The organism is Pseudoalteromonas sp. KJ63-1 (genome assembly GCF_055808145.1).
Genome location: NZ_CM147855.1, coordinates 3234372 through 3252608, shown reverse-complemented (window position 1 = coordinate 3252608; position 18237 = coordinate 3234372). Strand labels below are relative to the sequence as shown.

Below are 18237 nucleotides of genomic sequence, written 5' to 3'. Positions count from 1 at the left end.
CAGTCGGTGGAAATACAAAAGAGGTTTTATTGATATAAAATTTGGCTGTCACCTTCTTGTCATTAAAATTACCTTTATTAGTAACATCCATTTCCTATAGTGCAGCGGTTGATGTTTTTGAGTTCACACTTTTTAAAATAACCACTACATAACAGGAATTAGGATGAAAATTAAAAAAGTCGCTGCGGCGGTTGGGCTAACATTTATGTTAAGCGCTGCTAGCCATGCAAATGTACTACCACAAAGCCAAATAAATAATAACTGGTATACAAATGCACAAACTACGTTAGCTACTAAAAACACCCAAGCACAAAGTGCACAAGTTACAAAAGCAAAAAACGTGATTTTATTTGTTGGTGACGGCATGGGTATTTCTACCCTAACGGCAGCGCGAATTTTAAAAGGCCAACGAGCAGGTAACCCAGGTGAAGAAGGCTATTTAAGTTTTGAAGAATTTCCATATTCTGCACAAGTTAAAACCTACAACGTAGATGCACAAACTCCCGATTCTGCAGGCACAATGACAGCGATGATCTCAGGTGTTAAAACTGATGTAGGCGTGATTGGTGTAGACGAAGACATTGAACGCGGTGTGTGCTCAACAGTTGCAGGAAACGAGCTTTTAACAGCAACAGAACTGGCTGAAATTAAAGGCCTAGCAACAGGTGTTATTTCTACCGCACGTATTACTCATGCAACGCCAGCGGCAACGTATGCTAAATCGGCAGATCGTAACTGGGAAGATATCTCAGATATGCCAGAGGGCTCAGAAGGCTGTGAAGATATTGCCTCACAGCTAGTTAACTTTGAAAAAAATCTAGAAGCGCGCTTTGTAGGTATTGATGTAGACGGCCTTGATTTTGTAATGGGCGGCGGTCGTCGTCACTTTTTACCAAAAGATGCTACGGCTAATTCAAGTGACGCAGTGAGCGCTGTTGAAGGTGATCGTACTGATGAGCGCAATCTTGTAACTGAGTGGCAAACACAATATCCAAATGCAACGTACGTTATGGACCAAGCTGGGTTTGATGCTATTGCTGACGATGTAACCCAAGTATTTGGTTTATTTAACGAATCTCACATGCAATACGAAGCCGACCGCAGTAATGACGTGGCAGGTGAGCCTTCACTTACCGACATGACCACCAAAGCGATTGATGTACTGGGTAAAAACGAAAATGGCTTTTTCTTAACGGTTGAGTCGGGCCGAATTGACCACGCACATCATGCGGGTAACGCTTACAACGCACTTAACGACACCATTGAATTTGCCAATGCAGTGCAAGCGGCAATCGATAATACCAACCCAGAAGAAACCCTTATTTTAGTGACTGCCGATCACAGTCACGTATTTACTATTGCTGGTTACCCTAAACGCGGTAACCCAATTTTAGGTCAAGTAGTTGCTGTAGGCCAAACAGTGCCAAGCCTTGCTGCCGACGATATGCCATACACCACGGTAGGTTATGCAAACGGACTGGGTTTTAGAGACTTAGGCGATGAAACTAATGCCGATGCAGCGTACTTAAGCGGTCCAGTCGCTGGGCGTGTTGAGCTAAACGGCGTTGATACAACAACCCCTGGTTTTCACCAAGAAACAACCGTACCACTGGGCTCTGAAACGCATGCTGGTGAAGATATTTCATTGCACGCTAAAGGCCCTGGCGCACAACTTGCTCAAGGTGTAATTGAGCAAAACGTTGTATTTCATCTAATTAACCAAGCTCTTGAATTAACTCAGCAATAATGGCGGCGAACATGAAAAAATTAACAGTACTTTCTTTAGCAGTAATGGTCGCGCTAGCGGGTTGTTCAAGTGATGACGATAAAAGTAATAACAACATTATCGCAGTAGACAACGCAATAGCTGTGGGTTCAGCGCAATGTATTAATGGCGGTGTAGAAACGCAAGTGGGCGTAGATACAAACGAAAATGGCGTGCTTGATAGCGACGAAGTTAACTCATCTAACCTAGTGTGTAATGCGCCGGCAACGTCGTTAACTATAGATCAATTAGCTAACCTTACAGGTAACGCATGGTATAGCGACGCGCAAACTAAGTTAGCGGCAACGCAGCAAGCTAATACCGAGGTGGTTACTGAGTCGGTTAAGGCTAAAAACGTGATTTTATTTGTAGGCGACGGCATGGGTATTTCTACCGTTACGGCTGCACGTATTTTAGCTGGCCAGCTTGAGGGCGGCATGGGTGAAGACTATCAACTTAGCTTTGAAACCATGCCTTACTCAGGCTTTGTTAAAACTTATAATGTAGATGCACAAACACCCGACTCTGCAGGCACAATGACGGCTATGGTGTCTGGTGTTAAAACCGATGTAGGCGTCATTGGTGTAGATGAAGATATTGAGCGTGGCAATTGTTCAACCGTTGCCGGTAATGAACTGGTGTCTTCGCTTGAGCTTGCCGAAATTGCAGGTAAAGCAACAGGCCTTATTTCAACGGCGCGCATTACCCATGCAACGCCAGCGGCAACGTATGCTAAATCGGCTGATCGTAACTGGGAAGATAACTCAGATATGCCAGCAGGTTCAGATGCTTGTGAAGACATTGCATCGCAACTTGTTAACTTTGAAGCCAACCTAGAAGCACGCTTTGCCGGTATTGATGTAGATGGCATAGACGTAGTAATGGGGGGCGGTCGTCGTCACTTTTTACCAAAAGATGCCGCGGCTAATTCAAGTGATGCAATGAGCGCGGTTGAAGGGGATCGTACCGATGGCCGTAACTTAGTTACCGAATGGCAAACAACTTACCCTAACGGCAACTACGTAATGGATCAAACTGGTTTTGATGCCATTAGCGACGATGCAACAAAGGTATTTGGCTTATTTAACGAATCCCACATGCAATACGAAGCCGACCGCGCAAACGATGTAGCGGGCGAGCCTTCGCTTTCGCAAATGACCGAAAAAGCAATTAACGTGCTTGATAACAACGATAAGGGCTTTTTCTTATCGGTAGAAGCGGGACGAATAGACCACGCGCACCACGCAGGCAATGCATATAACGCGCTTAACGATACTATTGAATTTGCTAAAGCCGTTAAAGTGGCGATGGACAGTACTAACCCAGAAGAAACATTAATTGTGGTCACAGCCGATCATAGCCATGTGTTTACCATTGCAGGTTATCCTAAGCGTGGTAACCCAATATTGGGTAAAGTGGTTGGTGTAGGCCAAACCGAGCCAAGCCTTGCCGCCGACGATATGCCTTATACCACCGTAGGTTATACCAATGGTTTAGGTTACAGAGACTTAGGCAATGAAACTAATGCTGACGCCTCTTACTTAGCTGGACCTGTTACAGGACGTGTTGATTTAACAAATGTTGATACAACAACACCAGGTTTTCACCAAGAGTCATTAGTACCTCTTAGTTCAGAAACCCACGCGGGTGAAGATGTAGGTGTATACGCAATGGGCCCTGGCGCTCATTTAGTAACAGGCACTAATGAGCAAAGCTTTTTATTCCATGTAATGGACTTTGCCGCAGATTTTGTAAAAGCGGCGGATGAAAAAGTAGCGCAATAAATCAACTAGCTAAACAAACAGCCCGCATTATGTTGCGGGCTTTTTTGTGTCATACAAATGCCATTATTAAGCGTTATTTTAGAGTCATAAAGTAATGTTTAACCAAGAGATTACCCCCAATGAAACAGTTATTATTTATACTTTCAGCACTAGCCAGCACCAGTGCGCTCGCCCAGCAGTGCGACATTGATGCTGCGCAACTAAAAGCCGACTATCAAATTACCAATCAGCATAAATCACAGCAAAGCACTCAGTCACTTACCCTTTGGCGGAACAATCAGCAGGTGGCTCATCAAAGTGAAACACTAACCGAGCTTTGGCAGCAGCTAAGTAATAAACAGCTTCGTCCTATTCGTTACTTTAATGCTGAGCAACGCGGTATTGAGTACCAACCATCGGAGGTACGTGGAGTGCAAAATTGGAGTGCCAAAAGTCAGCTGGTGGATAACCATTTGATTGCAAAAATGACCCTAGTAAGTTCACAAGGTGAGGGTTGTAATGAGGTAAAAAATTACGTGCTTAATGAGGGCGATAACCAATTTAATCTGGCTTTTCTCCCGCAAGCAAAATTAGTTAAAACTTTTAGTGTGACCAATAAAAAAAATGATACTCAAACTTTGCTTAGCTTAAATGATGTAAACAGTGATAAATCAGTAATTAAGGCTCAGTTTGCAAAATGGGATAACTTTCAAACCACCGATTACGCCGATATTGGCGATAATGAAAGCGATCCATTTTTAGCTAAAATGATTAACCTTGGTTTTATAGAGCACGGCGCCACCGGTTTTTATAACCAGCAAGGCGAGGCTATTCAAGGTGGGCATCATCATTAGCGTTTTTTGGCTTAACCGTGTTTTCGGTTAAGCCATTTTCATAGTCTTTGGCATCACAGGTATTTAAGTTTTGCCGTGCTTGTTTGTCTTGTTGTAATACTTGCTTTAAATCTTCCATACGTTGGCGCACAGCCACACCATAACTGGCATCATCACCCCAAAGTTCGGCTAGTTGCAATACCGCAGCACGGTCGTGATCTCTAAATAACTTACCAGCACGCTCAGCATCTTCTTTACTATTACCAAGCAATTGCAATGATTCTATGGCTAAGTTTATGGCTGAGTCGACGGTTTCGCGGTTAAAAGCATCTACTTTTAAATTAAGTAATTGGTATGCATGGCGGCGATCTATGGCGCGCGCTACTATTTTTAATTGGGGATAGTTTTTATGCGCCAGCTTAATAATCTCAATGGTTTTGTCAGGGTTATCAATCGCCACAACCAACATTTGTGCAGTATGTGCGCCTGCGGCTTCAAGCAGTTCTTGGCGTGCCGCATCACCATAAAATACGGTATTACCAAACCGGCGCAGCAGTTCTATTTGACTTGGGCTATGATCAAGTACGGTAATTTCGTAGCCTTGCGCATGTAATAAACGCCCCATTATTTGTCCAAAACGACCGTATCCGGCAATGATCACATGTTTGGCTGTGCTTATTTGTTCTGGTTTATCAAACTCAGGTGCCGTACTGCTATAGCTTCGCTTTTGAATTTGCTCATACAGCATAAGCAGTAAAGGTGCTATTAGCATGGAAACGGCAACCACAAGGGTAACTAAATTAGTTTGCTCTGGGGTTAAAATACTCAAGGTGGTTGTTACACTAAGCAGCACAAAGGCAAACTCGCCGCCCTGAGCAAGGGCTAAGGTAAATAGAAGTTGTTGTTTACGGCTAATATTAAAAGCCATTGCCAAAGCAAATAAAATACAGGCTTTAATGGCAATTAAAAACACCACTAATGCAATCACGATACTGAATTGGTTAAATAGCAATTCAAAATTAATTGATGCGCCAACCGTGATAAAAAATAATCCCAGTAATAAGCCTTTAAAGGGCTCTATATCGGCTTCTAGCTCGTGTCTAAATTCACTTTCGGCCAATACAACACCGGCTAAAAAAGTACCGAGTGCGGGCGATAACCCAATACTTTGCATCACCAGCGAAATAGCCACCACTAAAAACAATGCAAAAATAGTGAATATTTCACGCATGTGGGTTTGTGCTATGTATCTAAATAATGGTGCCGAAACATATTTACCGCCAGCAATGATAGCGGCAATAACAGCAACAGAAACCCCTACTTGCTGCCAAATAGGCCAGCTAGCAATGATGGAGTCGTTAATGTCTTTTGAGTTACCTTGTGGTGCAAAAGCGAGTAATGGAAGTAGCGCTAAAATAGGAATAATCGCAATATCTTGAAACAATAAAACCGAAAATGCATTTTGCCCAGCTTCTTGTTTTAGCCAGCCTTTTTCTTCAAGGCTTTGCAGCACAATAGCAGTTGAAGACAACGCGAGCATTAAACCAATAGCTAAAGCCGTTTGCCAATGCATGGCAAAAAACCAATAACAAAAGGCAAAAATAGCCGCTGCACTTAGTACCACCTGTAATCCGCCAAGCCCTAATATTGAGTGGCGCAGAGTCCACAAACGCGAAGGTTGCAGTTCAAGGCCGACTAAAAATAGCATCATCACTACGCCAAATTCGGCGAAATGCATTACATCGGTTTGATCGCCCACTACCCCTAATGCATAGGGGCCAATGAGTATGCCGGCAATTAAGTAACCCAGTACCGAGCCAAGGCCCACTCGCTTGGCGATAGGCACCGCCACAATAGCCGCAGCTAAGTATATTAACGCTATTTCTAACACATGCTTACCTTATTAACGTTGAGATAATTAGCATGGCTTAGGTACGTTTAAAATACAACGGCTTATGTGGCTCAATGTTGTTATTTATTGTGTGCGCTTTAAAAATGCACACGTAAAGTTATATATTACATATGTTTATAATGGCCAAACGTGGCTCGTCAGACGCTGAATAAAAAATAGTAATAGGCGAATTAAGAGTGTTCTCAACGTTGCTTTCGGTTACCGTCACCTCAAATTTAGCAGTTGCTGGTAGGTCTATAAGCAGCTCGTTATCTAGGTAGGTGCTTCCTGATTTTTGCAAAACGAGTGCCTGAGTTTGGTTAAATTGATATTCAAAACGTTCAGAGGCTAGCAGTGTTTCGGTCATGTTAAAGTTTACGTTAATGGCATCTGGCCCGGTAAACTCAGGACATACAAATACGGTAACCTCCACACTTTGAAATACGGGTAAACTGTTTTGTTCTAAGTCTATCGTAAAGTTATTTTGGGTAATTGCGGGAGAGTTATAGATGGCATTAGCAAGGCGCGGATCGTTGCTGGTTATAGTAATGTTTTCACCTTCAGCTAAATTAAGTGTTTCGTTAAACTGGCCTGCGCTATTTGTAGTGTACAACACATCGTTAATTGTGAGTTTGGCATTACTAATGGCGGTTCGTTGCACGTTGGTAATTTGCCCTTTTATGTTGCCCGTTATTTGCGATGAATCAGTGGCTGTAACTGTAAATTGAATGCTAGCTTGGTAGTTGTCAGCATCAGTCACCGTGAGCGTTAAGGTGTAGTTACCAGTTAGATCAGGTGTTAATTCGGTTATGCTTTGGTTGGTGCTACTTAAACTAGCAGATGAACCTGCTGGTATAGAGAGCTCCCATTCATAGCTAAGCGCGGTGCCCTCTGGATCATAGCTTTGGCTAGCATCAAAGTTAACGGTGCTACCAACGGTGCTGTTGCGAGCTTTATCACCGGTATGCATAATAACGGGCTTGGCGTTTTGTGTAACATTAATAGTGAGTGTTTGTGTGTCTGAAAACTGCTCACCATCATTGGTTTTAAGTGAAACAACAACTTGCCCTTCTGCTGGCGCGCTAAGCGTGGGGGCTGAGCTACTTGTACTGCTTAATACAGCTTGATTTGACGACGAAACTATTTCCCAATGGTAACTTAAAACTGCGCCTTCGGGGTCGTAACTGGCTGAGGCATCTAAAGTAACTTGCTCATTAACATTAATTGAAGACTTGTAACTTACTAGAGTAACTGGTTTTTTATTATCCTTTGTATGCAGCACCGAGGTTACTTGTGGTGAGCTGAGCTCACCGTCAGATACAACTAGGGTAACAACGTAATCGCCTTCAACATCAGCAGTAAGCGAAGGGGTAGCCGATGTGCTTTGCTGTAATTGCGCAGTGCTACTTTCAGGTTTTGCTTGCAGTTGCCAGTTGTAAATTAGAGGGTCGCTATCGGGGTCGCTACATTGTAGGCATTGTAGGGTAGTTAATGTATTTAAGGTTATATCAGTTTGCTCTGCAAGAACGGCAATAGGCGCTTTGTTTTCGGTGGTAACGCTTAAGGTTACTTGCGCGGTATCACTTAGATTACCTTCATCGGTTACGCTTAGGGAAATTGTGTACTCACCCAATTCATTCGATGCAAAGCCTGCATTTTTGGCAATTGCATTCGATAAGCTTGGGTCGCTGTTCTCAGGCTTAGAGGTTATTGCCCATTGATAACTTAGCGTGTCGTTTGTATCTGGATCGGTACTTTGCTCACCATTTAATGTTACGAGTTGGTTGGGTGAAAGTGTACTGTTTTGAACTGAAATAACAGCGTTTGGCGCAGAATTTACAGCAAGCTGCTCACTTTTTATAAGTACGTTACTATTAGCGGTATCACCAATTGAGTTAGTAATAGTTAATTTAACGCTGTATTCGCCTACTTTATCAGCAACAAATTGGCTGTTAACGCGGGTGCTATTTTCAAGTTGTGCAGCGCTTGATGTAGGTGTTTTGATAAATTGCCATTGGTAGCTATTAATAACTGCATTAGTGGTGGAGCTCTGTGCTGCAGTTAATTTAACTACATCACCTTGTTTTACAGTTTGTGTGCTGCCTGCATTTGCAATGAGTTGCGCGTTTGAGGTGACGGTAATTTGTTTGCTTACTACCGAGCTTGAAATTTTGCCGTCGTTCACAACCAGCTTTAAGGTGTAACTTTGTGCTTGTGCTACCGAAAACGTCACAGTGCGTTGGTTGTTAGTATTAAGCGGTATGTTTTGTTGCTCGTCTGCGCTAAGGAGTTGCCACTGGTATGTGAGTGTATCGCCGTCAGGATCGCTACTATTTGCAGCACTAAAAGTAATGGGTGTATTGGTTTTATATTCTGATTGTTCAGTGCCAATAACAGCCACTGGTTGTGCATTTGTGCTAACTGGGGGAGTGACTTGCTTAGTTTCAGAGCTGCCTGAGCCGCCACACCCGAGAAGTGTGAGTAAAGTGGGTAATATAATTAAAAGTATCCGTTTCATATTAATATCCTTATAAAATTGATATTAATATGTACCTAAAAAAGAAATAAAGCAAAAAAAACAAAGTTTTTTGTCGCTCTTTAGTGATTTGGTTTTTAGTTACTGATTTAGTTAAGTAAGCGCGCTTATTACGTGTAAAAAATCAACCGAAAACCCACTTAAGTGAACGCATTACTGTTATGGTATCGTTTATATATCGAGCCATATTTTTATTACAGGAATAACCTTTTCTTTATGATTTCGCTAAATAATGTGTTTTTTACTCGCCAGGATGGTGGCTTGAAACGACAAATAATTAATGACTTATCGTTAACTATTTTGCCTGCGGCGCACATTGCCTTACTAGGTGATAGTGGCTCGGGCAAAACAACATTATTAAATTTATTAGCCGGTTTACTGTCTCCAGATGCAGGAACTGTTACGGTTAATGAGCAAAAAATTAGTGAATTGAGTGCCAATGAACTTGCGCTTTATCGGCGTAAAATAGGGATTATTTTTCAGCACTATCAATTGCTCAGTCCATTAAATGTGAAAGACAATATGTGTTTTCAAGCAAGGCTTAATGGGTTATCGCCTAGCGACGATGAAGTAAATACGATGGCTAAAAAACTGGGGTTAGAAGGCAAGCTTAAAGCAATGCCTGAGCAACTTTCAGGTGGGGAGCAGCAACGAGTGGGCATAGGCCGTGCGTTATTAAATAAGCCTAAGCTGTTATTGGCTGATGAACCTACGGGTAACCTTGATGCCGCTCGCTCACTCGATATCGTTACGCTACTAAAAAGCCTGTGCGAAGAGCAACAAATAATACTTATTATGGTCACTCATAGTCAGCGATTGGCCGATCAGTTTTCTACGCAATTGTTTTTAAAAGATGGCCAAATTAATGGCTGAACTTAAACTTATTTTAATAACGTATATGCAGTTTTATCGCCGCCATGTAGGGCTGTTATTACTGTTTTTTATTGGCTTTAGTTTGGGCGCGGCGCTACTTACTGCAATACAGGGCTTAAATTTAGAGGCCGGTAAACGCTATCAACAAACTACGGCGTTAATTGCAAACCCAGTGACGCATTTTGTACGCCCAGTGCTAGGTGAAAACAGGTTGCCCAACAGTATGTGGTCGCGTATTAGGGCGGCTGGCTTTAAGCAGGTTCAACCGGTTTTAGAGGGCGTAATTGAAACCAATAAGCAGCAAAAACTCGCACTTAGAGGTGTCAATTTATTACAGTGGCTTACAGAAAATACCGGCGGCTCAGCATCAACAACCAACAATCGTTATTCTGGGTTTGAACAGTTACTAAATACTGTTTATATCGACCCTAAATTAATGCAGCGGCTAAATTTAAAAAACAGCCGTATTAATATAAACATGGGCGATGCCACTGTTACTTTAGCAGTAAGCGAATTACAAGGTTTAGGCATGACCATGCTGGTGGATATTAGCCTTGCCGACAAGTTACTGCGCGCAAATGGGGCAATTAATTACCTTGAAGTAAGTGGCTTAAATAACAAACAAGCAGCCCAGTTAAACTTATTGTTAGGCGAGCAAGCACGGCTTGAAGCTGCGCAAGAGCAAGCTTTTGATGCGCTCTCTGAAGCTTTTTTCTTTAATTTACAAGCGCTGGCTTTGTTAGGTTATGTGGTGGGTGCGTTTTTAAGTTTTAATGCAATTAAGCTGGCGTACAATGCGCGTGCTCACTTGCAGCAGCAAATGTGGGTGCTGGGTTGTCAAAGGTCAGTGTTAACTAAGGCGCTGGTTATTGAATTAACGGTGCTTAGTTTTTTTGCTGCGTTATTAGGTGCGTTATTAGGCGCGGCACTGGCAAATGCCTTAGTTATGGATGTATCGGCGACTCTTCGAGGGCTTTACCAGCTAGATAGAAGCTTTGTAGTAAGCCTTGATAGCAGCATGATTGCTAACGGCTTTACACTTAATGTTGTTGTTTTGTTGGGGTTTTTGGCCAGCCAATCGGCTCGATTAAGTACTTTTTTTGCGCGTATTAAATGGCTAATGTTTGCGTTAGCTATTTTTGCAGCCAGCTACTTAGCGTTAACGGCAAATACCAAAATAAGTGCCTTATTGCTGTGTGTTTATGTGCTACTCCTCTTTTTTGTAATTACGCCACCGGTAGTTAAAGCCGTTTTTAAACTGCCATGGCCAACACAAAACCCCATTATTCACTGGTTAAAAGCAGACAGTCTAGTGCAGTTACCTGCATTACTAAGCTCTGTACTCGCTATTTTAATGGCAATGGGTGCAGCCGTAGGTATGCAAATTATGGTTGGCAGTTTTAGCGACACCTTAGATACACACCTTGAAAAACGTCTAAGCGCCGATTTATACGTAAGGCCCGATCAAAACATTCAAGCGTTAGGAGCTAAGTTGCGTGAACTCCCAGAGGTCGAAAAAGTAGGCGTATATTGGTCAGCTAACAGTGAGCTTAAAACACCTAAAAATACGATAGCTGTTGATGTTATGGCATTTGGTGTAACGGCCAGCTACAACCAACACCTTACTTTGTTAAACAATAATGCACCTACATCTGCAGTATTTGAAAAAAACAAAAACGGGGTGCTGGGTTGCTTAGTGAACGAACCCGCCTTGCTGCAGTACTCGCTTAAAGTAGGTGATGTAATAACCCTAAAACAGCATATTAATACACTAATGTGCCAAGTACGCGCTGCCTATTTTGATTACGGCGAGCAAGGGTTAAATGTAGTTGTCACTACAACAGCATTATTGGATCGTAGCTTAAACTATACCGAGTATGGTTTATCGCTTTGGTTAAAGCCCAATAGTGACGTTGACGCCATGGCCGAATATATTCAAAAGCAGCACCAATTAGATAGCCAACAAGTCATTGCTAATCAGCAGTTTAAACGTTTTGCAAAACAGCTATTTGGTAAAACTTTTTATGTTACTCAGGCGCTTAATATATTTATTATACTGATTGCATTATTTGGCATGTGGGTAAGCTTTTTAACTTTAGGACGCGGGCAATTACAGCCTATGGCGGTATTACAAACGCTGGGTGTCACCCAACAGCAATTATTGGGAGCAAAAGTACTGCAAGCTGCACTTATTATTTTAACCACCTTGTTATTAGCTATACCACTGGGGCTTAGCCTTGGATGGGTACTATTAACTTACGTCATGCCAATTGCCTTTGGTTGGACCATGGCCATGACCGTTAATTGGCTACAGTTAGGTGGCTTTACGGTGCTTATGTTTATGTTAGCTTTATTTGTGAGCGCGTTACCGCTAATAAAATTAACGCGAAGCGCCGTTGCCGATAATGTTGCCAAGCTATAGGACTTATATGAATAGACTAAAAGCAGCCGTTACCTTTATTTTTATTGGCGCATTAAGCGCGTGCCAGCCCGAAGCAGAGCAAGTAAATCAAAATAAACCAATACATAGCGGGTTTGCACAACAATTTGGTGAGCCTGTAAGTAAACGCCAAGGGCTGAGCTTTCCACGTGATCATGGGGCGCATCATCAACAAGGAATTGAATGGTGGTACGTAACTGCCAATTTAAAGGCAGATAATGGCGACACCTTTGGTGTGCAATGGACTTTATTTAGGCTCTCGGTTGATGAGCAAAGCACACAAACAGAACCATCACCTTGGTGGAATGGGCAGCTTTACTTTGCTCACTTTGCAATACAAACCGATTCACAGCATCAAGCGTTCGAAAAATATGGCCGATCGGGACAAGTAAATATAACAGCGCAGCCATTTGAAGCTCGCCTAGATGATTGGCAGCTAGCAAGTAAGGAGGCAACATTTTTACCGCTTAGCTTAAAGGCGCAGCAGGAAAATTACAGTGCTAACCTAGTGCTGGCCAATAGCCCACTTGTGAAACATGGCGAGCAAGGTTATAGCCAAAAAACTCACCAGGGGCATGCCTCTTACTATTATAGTTATCCGTTTTTACACGCCCAAGGCGACATCACATTTGCGGGTAAAACTTTTAAAGTAATTGGAGATGCTTGGTTAGACAGAGAATGGTCTTCGGCGCTAATCGATCCTACCCAAAATGGTTGGGACTGGTTTAGCATTCAGGCTAATGATAAAAAACAGGGGGGCTTAATGGCATTTTGTATTCGTAATGGTCAACAAAGTTATGATTACTGCAGTGCATCGCACATTACGCAAAATGGAATTGTGCGCGCTATTACAAATGACGAGGTGACCTTACAGGTACTAAAAACATCTGAGCTTACAACCCAATCGGCGCAAAGTAGTAAAACCTACCCAGTTAAATGGCACCTCAAGGTTAAAGGGTTTGAACCTATTATAATCGAAGCACGTAACCCCGATTCACGAAATCAATTAAGCATTCCCTACTGGGAGGGGCGAATTAAAACCCAAGGCGGTTTTAAAGGTAAAGGTTATGCAGAGTTAGTTGGCTATTAGCGGGCTATAAAGTGGTTTTCAAAAAATGCACTTAAACCAAGGTTAAGTGCATTTTTATTAAGGGCTCAGTATATTAACCTGAACTCTGGATAATAAATCTATCTCAAGCAGCTATTTTGAGCGCTAACTGCGTTGAATTTACTTGCAATATACTAGCTATTGACGCGTAATTTCGCCTTGTTTTCACTGAAAATCTCTGGCTAGAGAAGACAAACATAAATATTATTTTGATTCAATATGTTAGTAAATCTCTTAACCAGAGTTCAGGTTATATTAGTCTAGCTTTACTGAACCAGAGATATTATCGATGCTAACATCGCCAGAGCCTGCTTCTGTAATTGTTAGCCCTTTAGCATGATTAACGCGAATATCGCCAGAGCCATCTTCAATGGTAACACTTGCATCAACATGTTCAATGGTTAAGTCGCCCGAGTTATCTTCAACGTCTACAGCGCCATTAATATGTTGTATTGCTATGCTTCCCGACCCGTCTTCAACAGTTAATGTACCGCGTACATTGCTTACATTCATATCGCCTGAGCCATCATCAATATTTGCATTGCCATTAACGTTATTAATAGTAATGCTGCCCGAACCATCGTTAAGATCTAGATTGCCAGTGATGCTTTGAAGAGAAATATCGCCCGAGCCGTCGTCTATGTTTAGGTTTTTAGCGCCATTGATTGATAAGCTGCCAGAGCCATCTTTTACATCAATATTATTTTTCATGGCGTTAATAGTGATGTCGCCTGAGCCATCATCAATATCTAGCTCAAGATTGTTAGGGACGGTGACCACTAAATTAATGCTTGGCGATTGGCCGCTGTAAAAGCTAATACCATTATTACTTGTATTTTGGGCAACAAGCTTTGCTTTAGTGCCACTTTGATCGAGTGTGAGTTCGTATTCGTCGTCAATATCGGCTGTGTAAATAGTGGCGTCAACATTAATACTGGTTGCTGTTGATGAGCCCATTATTTTAAGTGAGCCTGCGCCGCTTAGTACGTCTAGGTATTCAAGATTATTGCTAGGTAGTGTTAGTTGTTGTGTTTGTTTTACCGACGCAACGCTTGGTGAAATATGAAACACGCAGCCACTTAATAATAAAATACCGCTAATTAGTGAAAGTGGTTTAGCAATGGTAGATACAGTTGATGAGCTCATGGTTAGTCCTTTTAATGTGATGTTATTATTTAATATAACAAGACTAGAGCAAAAATGGGGCCTAAATTTAAGTGTTTGTTTTATAATGAATTTAGTTTTTTGTTGAAAATTAAAAGACTAATTAGTGGTTAAAATTACTAATTATTAATAAAAAGGATGCATAAAGCATCCTTTTCGTTTTAACCGCCAGTTTTAATTAAAAACTGTAGGTAATATTACCGTATAAAAAGCGACCATCTAAACTGTATGGTGCATACGGTGTGTATGGAAATATTTGGCTAAAGGTAGAGTAACCAATATTATCGACCGTGGCTTGCGGGTATTGGTCAAATAAGTTGTTGGCACCGAGTGCAAATTTCCACTCATCGTTAGGGCGATACGCAACTTCTAAATCGGTTATCCATTTAGCGTCTAGGTATTCATCGCGATCGGCGGTAGTAGAAATATCGGCAACTTCACCATAACGTGTTGCACGCAAAGTTGTTTGCCATTCGTTAAAGTTCCACACTGCCGATAGGTTTAACTTGTTGTCTGGAGTACCTTCTTCAAAGCGACCTACTTCACGGCGTGCAAATACAACATAGTCGTCACCTAATGAGTTTAATTGCTCAGGGTTATCGTCAACGTGTGTCACTTCGGTGTCGTTAAAGTTAGCTGCCGCGTTTAGGCGCACGTCGCCAAAGTTATCTAACTGTAGTAGGTAAGTTGCAACAATGTCTACGCCTTGCGTGCGTGAGTCGATGGCGTTGGTAAAGTATCGTACGCTTTCGGTATTTAACTCACCAGCATCCGTTAAAATTTGTTGTACTGCGGCACCGCTTAAGTTTTCAGAGAGCACAATACGGTCATCAATATCAATACGGTAGGCGTCAACCGTTAAGCTAAAGTTACCTTGGGTGTATACAAAGCCAGCTGTTAAATTAACTGAGTCTTCAGCGTCTAACTGTTTTGCGCCAAGGGCTTGTGCTGCTGGTGCATCTGTTGGGAATAGGCCTACTTCAAACGCTTGGTTGTTCTCAAGTACTGTAGAAATTTGACGGTACGAGCTCTGTGCAAGCGATGGCGCACGGAAACCTGTGCTAATTGCCCCACGTAGTGATAGGTTTTCGTTAACGCTGTAACGTGTTGCAAGCTTTGAGGTAAAGGTGTTGCCGAAGTCGCTGTAATCTTCGTAGCGGCTAGCTAAAACCATGTTCCAGTTTTCGGTTAGGTAGGTGTCAAACTCAACAAATAGTGCAACGTTATGACGGCTTTCATCAGTAACGCTTTCTGGGCCAAAACCCGAAAGTACTTGTGCGCCACCGGCTGCAATTGGGTTACCGCTACTATCAAGTGCAGTAATGTATGAGGCTTCTTCACCTTGTTCTATTTTATAGCTTTCGTGGCGGTATTCAGCACCTAGAGTAAAAAATACGTCGTCAGGTAACCCTAAATCAAGGATTGTGCTGGCATCACCATTGACTATAAATTGGTCATAAACTAATGCGCCGTTATCAAATTCGGTGGGGCTGGTGGCGCCTAAAGACGTATTTAAGCTATTTACAACACCAAATGCAAAGTCATTACGGCCGTAGTTGGTACTTACGTCCCATGTCCAGTCACCCGTTTCACCTTCTAAGCCTAGGGCTAATGAGTAGTCTTCAACATCGGTTTCAATTTGCGGTAAAAAGCCATCTGGGTAGAGTGCTAATACGTTACGGCTGTCTTGTGCACGGCGGTAAAAGCCACCTGAGTTACCTTCTCGTTTTGAGTAGCTACCAAAAGAATACAGGTTTAGGCTGTTATCTAGCTCGTAACCCATATTGTAAAATAAAGCGTAATCTTCAAGGTCTGCTTTACCAAAGCGATGGTTGTAACGGTCAATAGTAAATTCGCGCTGGTCTAGGCTGCCATCGTCAAGGCGGCTGTATTGTTCACGAGGGTCAAAACCAGAGCGTTGTGTTGGGCTGTTATCGCGGTATTCAATCGATACATTTACAAACCCGCTGTCAGATAATGCAAAGCCAGAGTTAGCGCTAATAGTGCGCGTTGCACCATCGCTAATTTCGCGGTCATCACCTAGGTTAAATGCAAGATCGCCGTTTGCATCTGCGTAGGCGCTTTCTAAGTTAGGTGCGCCCGCCATTTGTGTGTCGTATTCACCATAGGTTACGCTTACACTGCCGCCTTCAGAGGCGTCTTTTAAAACAATATTAATCACCCCGGCAATGGCATCTGAGCCGTATTGCGCTGCGGCACCATCGCGTAGTACTTCTACGCGCTTAATGGCTGATGTAGGGATCATGTTTAAATCTACCGCGGTAGAGCCTCTGCCTACAACACCTGCTAAGTTTAAAAGCGCACCAGAGTGACGACGCTTACCATTGATAAGCACTAAAGTGTGATCGGGCGCTAAGCCGCGCAGTACAGCAGGTTTTGCGTGGTCTGTTCCATCACCTAAAGTGGCGCTTGGAAAGTTAAAGCTGGGTACTTGGTTAGCAAGAACCTGGCTGATTTCAAGTTGACCTGTGCTTGCCATGTCGCTGCTAGTAATAATATCTACTGGCACTGAGCTTTGTGCAATACTTCGCAAACTACGGCGAGTACCAGTTACTGAGATTACTTCGATGTTCTCTTGTGCTTGGGTATCTTGTTCTGCCGCATTAGCTGTAACAAAAGAACCGCCAAGTGCAGAGGTTACGGCCAAGCTAAGTGCTAATTTATTAGCTGATAAACGCTTAAAAGTCATGAATGTTCCTTAAGAACGTCGTTGTTTTGGTGAGTTTGAAAAAGGAGCGAATCATATAGAAGCGCTCAACTACGTGCAAAGATAAAAACCATCTATGTTATTCACGTTTTTAATAAGTAAGGCCACTGTTTACGTACGTTATAGACGATTAGATCGTTACTGTTGTAATCTTGTAGCGAATGGTGACGAAATCAATAAAAGTAAAAGAGAGATTGCAAAAAAAGTGATAGGCAGAAAAAAGCCAAGTTAAAAACTTGGCTTAAAAATACGTTTAAATAAGTGCCTAAATAATTACTCAGGCGCTACTTCAAGCGTTGTAAATAAAGCATAACGACCCGAATCTACGCCTTTTTCCTTCACATCAACTTCGGTTGCGGTTTCTATTAAATAAACACCAGGTGCGTTCCATGTTGTTGTAAAAAAGCCGTTTTTACCGGTGGTTACTTTTACTTCGCCACGTTCGTTACGGTAGCGAGTATCGCCTCTTAAAATATTAACTTCAATGCCTTCGCCTGCTGGTTTTCCGTCTTGTAGTAATTGAAAACGCGCTTGCTCACCAACAAATAAGTCATTTGGGTGTGTAGGGCCACTTAGCTCTAAGCCTAAACCTAACAGGGCTGGCTTAGATGTACCGTTGCGGCTTACAAAGGTATCTACTGTTGAAATAACTTTAGTGGTGCGCACGCCTTGAGCGTTGCTAGGTAATTTAGCATCTGTTTTTTTACCAAATACACGTTTGCGTTTACCCTCATCATCTTTATAGAAGGTCATGTACATAGGCTTCTGCGTCATAGCAATGTGGTAAGTGCCTTCTTCTTTGAGGCTTACTGCTGCTGAGCTCTTGCGCTTTAAGTAATAAGCACGAATGGTTTCAGATACTTTCTCGCCGTTTGGTGCAAGTGCCATTAATAATGTGTCGTCGTACTCTGCGCCTTTTTCTTTTGGCTTAAAGGCTTTATCTGGTGCAAACATTTCGTTAGAAATACTCGCATCAATCATAACGTAATGCGCTTTATCGCCAGAAAGCGAAGTGTGCGAAGGTAGTAACCAACGGGCATGTGCGCTTGCCGCTGTTGAGACTAGCGCCGATAAACTCAGTGCGCCTATTAATGCAATTTTTGATAAATTAACGTTCATTATTTTTCCTTTAAATT

At 42.4% G+C, this 18237-nt stretch carries 11 protein-coding genes; 6 read left to right on the top strand and 5 right to left on the bottom strand.

Features of this window, described 5'->3' with window-relative positions; all coding sequences use genetic code 11:
- The first annotated feature begins 163 nt into the window (after positions 1-163).
- From AC0L7Q_RS15485 to AC0L7Q_RS15475, 3 genes are all read left to right on the top strand, one after another.
- Complete coding sequence (locus AC0L7Q_RS15485) at positions 164-1747, top strand: alkaline phosphatase (RefSeq protein ID WP_413400988.1); 1584 nt, start codon at positions 164-166, stop codon at positions 1745-1747.
- Positions 1748-1758: 11 nt separating this feature from the next.
- Complete coding sequence (locus AC0L7Q_RS15480) at positions 1759-3549, top strand: alkaline phosphatase (RefSeq protein ID WP_413400987.1); 1791 nt, start codon at positions 1759-1761, stop codon at positions 3547-3549.
- A 119-nt stretch (positions 3550-3668) separates the two neighbouring features.
- Positions 3669-4382 (top strand): hypothetical protein, encoded by a 714-nt coding sequence (locus AC0L7Q_RS15475; RefSeq protein ID WP_413400986.1) that lies wholly within the window; start codon positions 3669-3671, stop codon positions 4380-4382.
- On the opposite strand, the gene AC0L7Q_RS15470 is transcribed toward AC0L7Q_RS15475, so the two are convergent.
- Together AC0L7Q_RS15470 and AC0L7Q_RS15465 are read right to left on the bottom strand one after the other, a co-directional pair.
- Positions 4357-6252: a monovalent cation:proton antiporter-2 (CPA2) family protein gene (locus tag AC0L7Q_RS15470; protein ID WP_413400985.1), complete on the bottom strand. Its 1896-nt coding sequence runs from the start codon at positions 6250-6252 to the stop codon at positions 4357-4359. The two genes, AC0L7Q_RS15475 and AC0L7Q_RS15470, sit on opposite strands and share 26 nt — an antisense overlap.
- Before the next feature lie 118 nt (positions 6253-6370).
- Positions 6371-8770 carry a PKD domain-containing protein gene (locus tag AC0L7Q_RS15465; protein WP_409424216.1) on the bottom strand — a complete coding sequence of 800 codons (2400 nt, stop codon included), beginning with the start codon at positions 8768-8770 and terminating at the stop codon, positions 6371-6373.
- Positions 8771-9004: 234 nt separating this feature from the next.
- Between AC0L7Q_RS15465 and AC0L7Q_RS15460 the strand changes: the two genes are divergently transcribed.
- Genes AC0L7Q_RS15460 through AC0L7Q_RS15450 form a run of 3 tightly spaced genes read left to right on the top strand, consistent with a single transcriptional unit; the run spans position 9005 to position 13191 of the window.
- Positions 9005-9661, top strand: coding sequence for an ABC transporter ATP-binding protein (locus AC0L7Q_RS15460; RefSeq protein ID WP_409424215.1), 657 nt, complete (start codon positions 9005-9007; stop codon positions 9659-9661).
- Positions 9654-12083, top strand: a complete 2430-nt coding sequence (locus AC0L7Q_RS15455; protein ID WP_409424214.1) for an FtsX-like permease family protein — start codon at positions 9654-9656, stop codon at positions 12081-12083. Before AC0L7Q_RS15460 ends, AC0L7Q_RS15455 begins: the two co-directional genes overlap by 8 nt.
- Before the next feature lie 7 nt (positions 12084-12090).
- Positions 12091-13191 carry a lipocalin-like domain-containing protein gene (locus AC0L7Q_RS15450; RefSeq protein ID WP_409424213.1) on the top strand — a complete coding sequence of 367 codons (1101 nt, stop codon included), beginning with the start codon at positions 12091-12093 and terminating at the stop codon, positions 13189-13191.
- A 273-nt stretch (positions 13192-13464) separates the two neighbouring features.
- On the opposite strand, the gene AC0L7Q_RS15445 is transcribed toward AC0L7Q_RS15450, so the two are convergent.
- From AC0L7Q_RS15445 to AC0L7Q_RS15435, 3 genes are all read right to left on the bottom strand, one after another.
- Positions 13465-14355: a DUF4097 family beta strand repeat-containing protein gene (locus AC0L7Q_RS15445; protein WP_198522154.1), complete on the bottom strand. Its 891-nt coding sequence runs from the start codon at positions 14353-14355 to the stop codon at positions 13465-13467.
- Positions 14356-14551: 196 nt separating this feature from the next.
- Positions 14552-17083 carry a TonB-dependent receptor plug domain-containing protein gene (locus tag AC0L7Q_RS15440; RefSeq protein ID WP_413400984.1) on the bottom strand — a complete coding sequence of 844 codons (2532 nt, stop codon included), beginning with the start codon at positions 17081-17083 and terminating at the stop codon, positions 14552-14554.
- 291 nt (positions 17084-17374) lie between these two features.
- Positions 17375-18220: a DUF4198 domain-containing protein gene (locus AC0L7Q_RS15435; RefSeq protein WP_413400983.1), complete on the bottom strand. Its 846-nt coding sequence runs from the start codon at positions 18218-18220 to the stop codon at positions 17375-17377.
- Positions 18221-18237 lie beyond the last annotated feature (17 nt).

Excerpts from the sequence above, each read along its gene's own strand:
- AC0L7Q_RS15475 (WP_413400986.1), top strand. The coding sequence starts at position 3,669 with ATGAAACAGTTATTATTTATACTTTCAGCACTAGCCAGCACCAGTGCG.
- AC0L7Q_RS15455 (WP_409424214.1), top strand. The coding sequence starts at position 9,654 with ATGGCTGAACTTAAACTTATTTTAATAACGTATATGCAGTTTTATCGC.
- AC0L7Q_RS15435 (WP_413400983.1), bottom strand. The coding sequence starts at position 18,220 with ATGAACGTTAATTTATCAAAAATTGCATTAATAGGCGCACTGAGTTTA.
- AC0L7Q_RS15450 (WP_409424213.1), top strand. The coding sequence starts at position 12,091 with ATGAATAGACTAAAAGCAGCCGTTACCTTTATTTTTATTGGCGCATTA.
- AC0L7Q_RS15460 (WP_409424215.1), top strand. The coding sequence starts at position 9,005 with ATGATTTCGCTAAATAATGTGTTTTTTACTCGCCAGGATGGTGGCTTG.
- AC0L7Q_RS15440 (WP_413400984.1), bottom strand. The coding sequence starts at position 17,083 with ATGACTTTTAAGCGTTTATCAGCTAATAAATTAGCACTTAGCTTGGCC.
- AC0L7Q_RS15485 (WP_413400988.1), top strand. The coding sequence starts at position 164 with ATGAAAATTAAAAAAGTCGCTGCGGCGGTTGGGCTAACATTTATGTTA.
- AC0L7Q_RS15445 (WP_198522154.1), bottom strand. The coding sequence starts at position 14,355 with ATGAGCTCATCAACTGTATCTACCATTGCTAAACCACTTTCACTAATT.
- AC0L7Q_RS15480 (WP_413400987.1), top strand. The coding sequence starts at position 1,759 with ATGAAAAAATTAACAGTACTTTCTTTAGCAGTAATGGTCGCGCTAGCG.
- AC0L7Q_RS15465 (WP_409424216.1), bottom strand. The coding sequence starts at position 8,770 with ATGAAACGGATACTTTTAATTATATTACCCACTTTACTCACACTTCTC.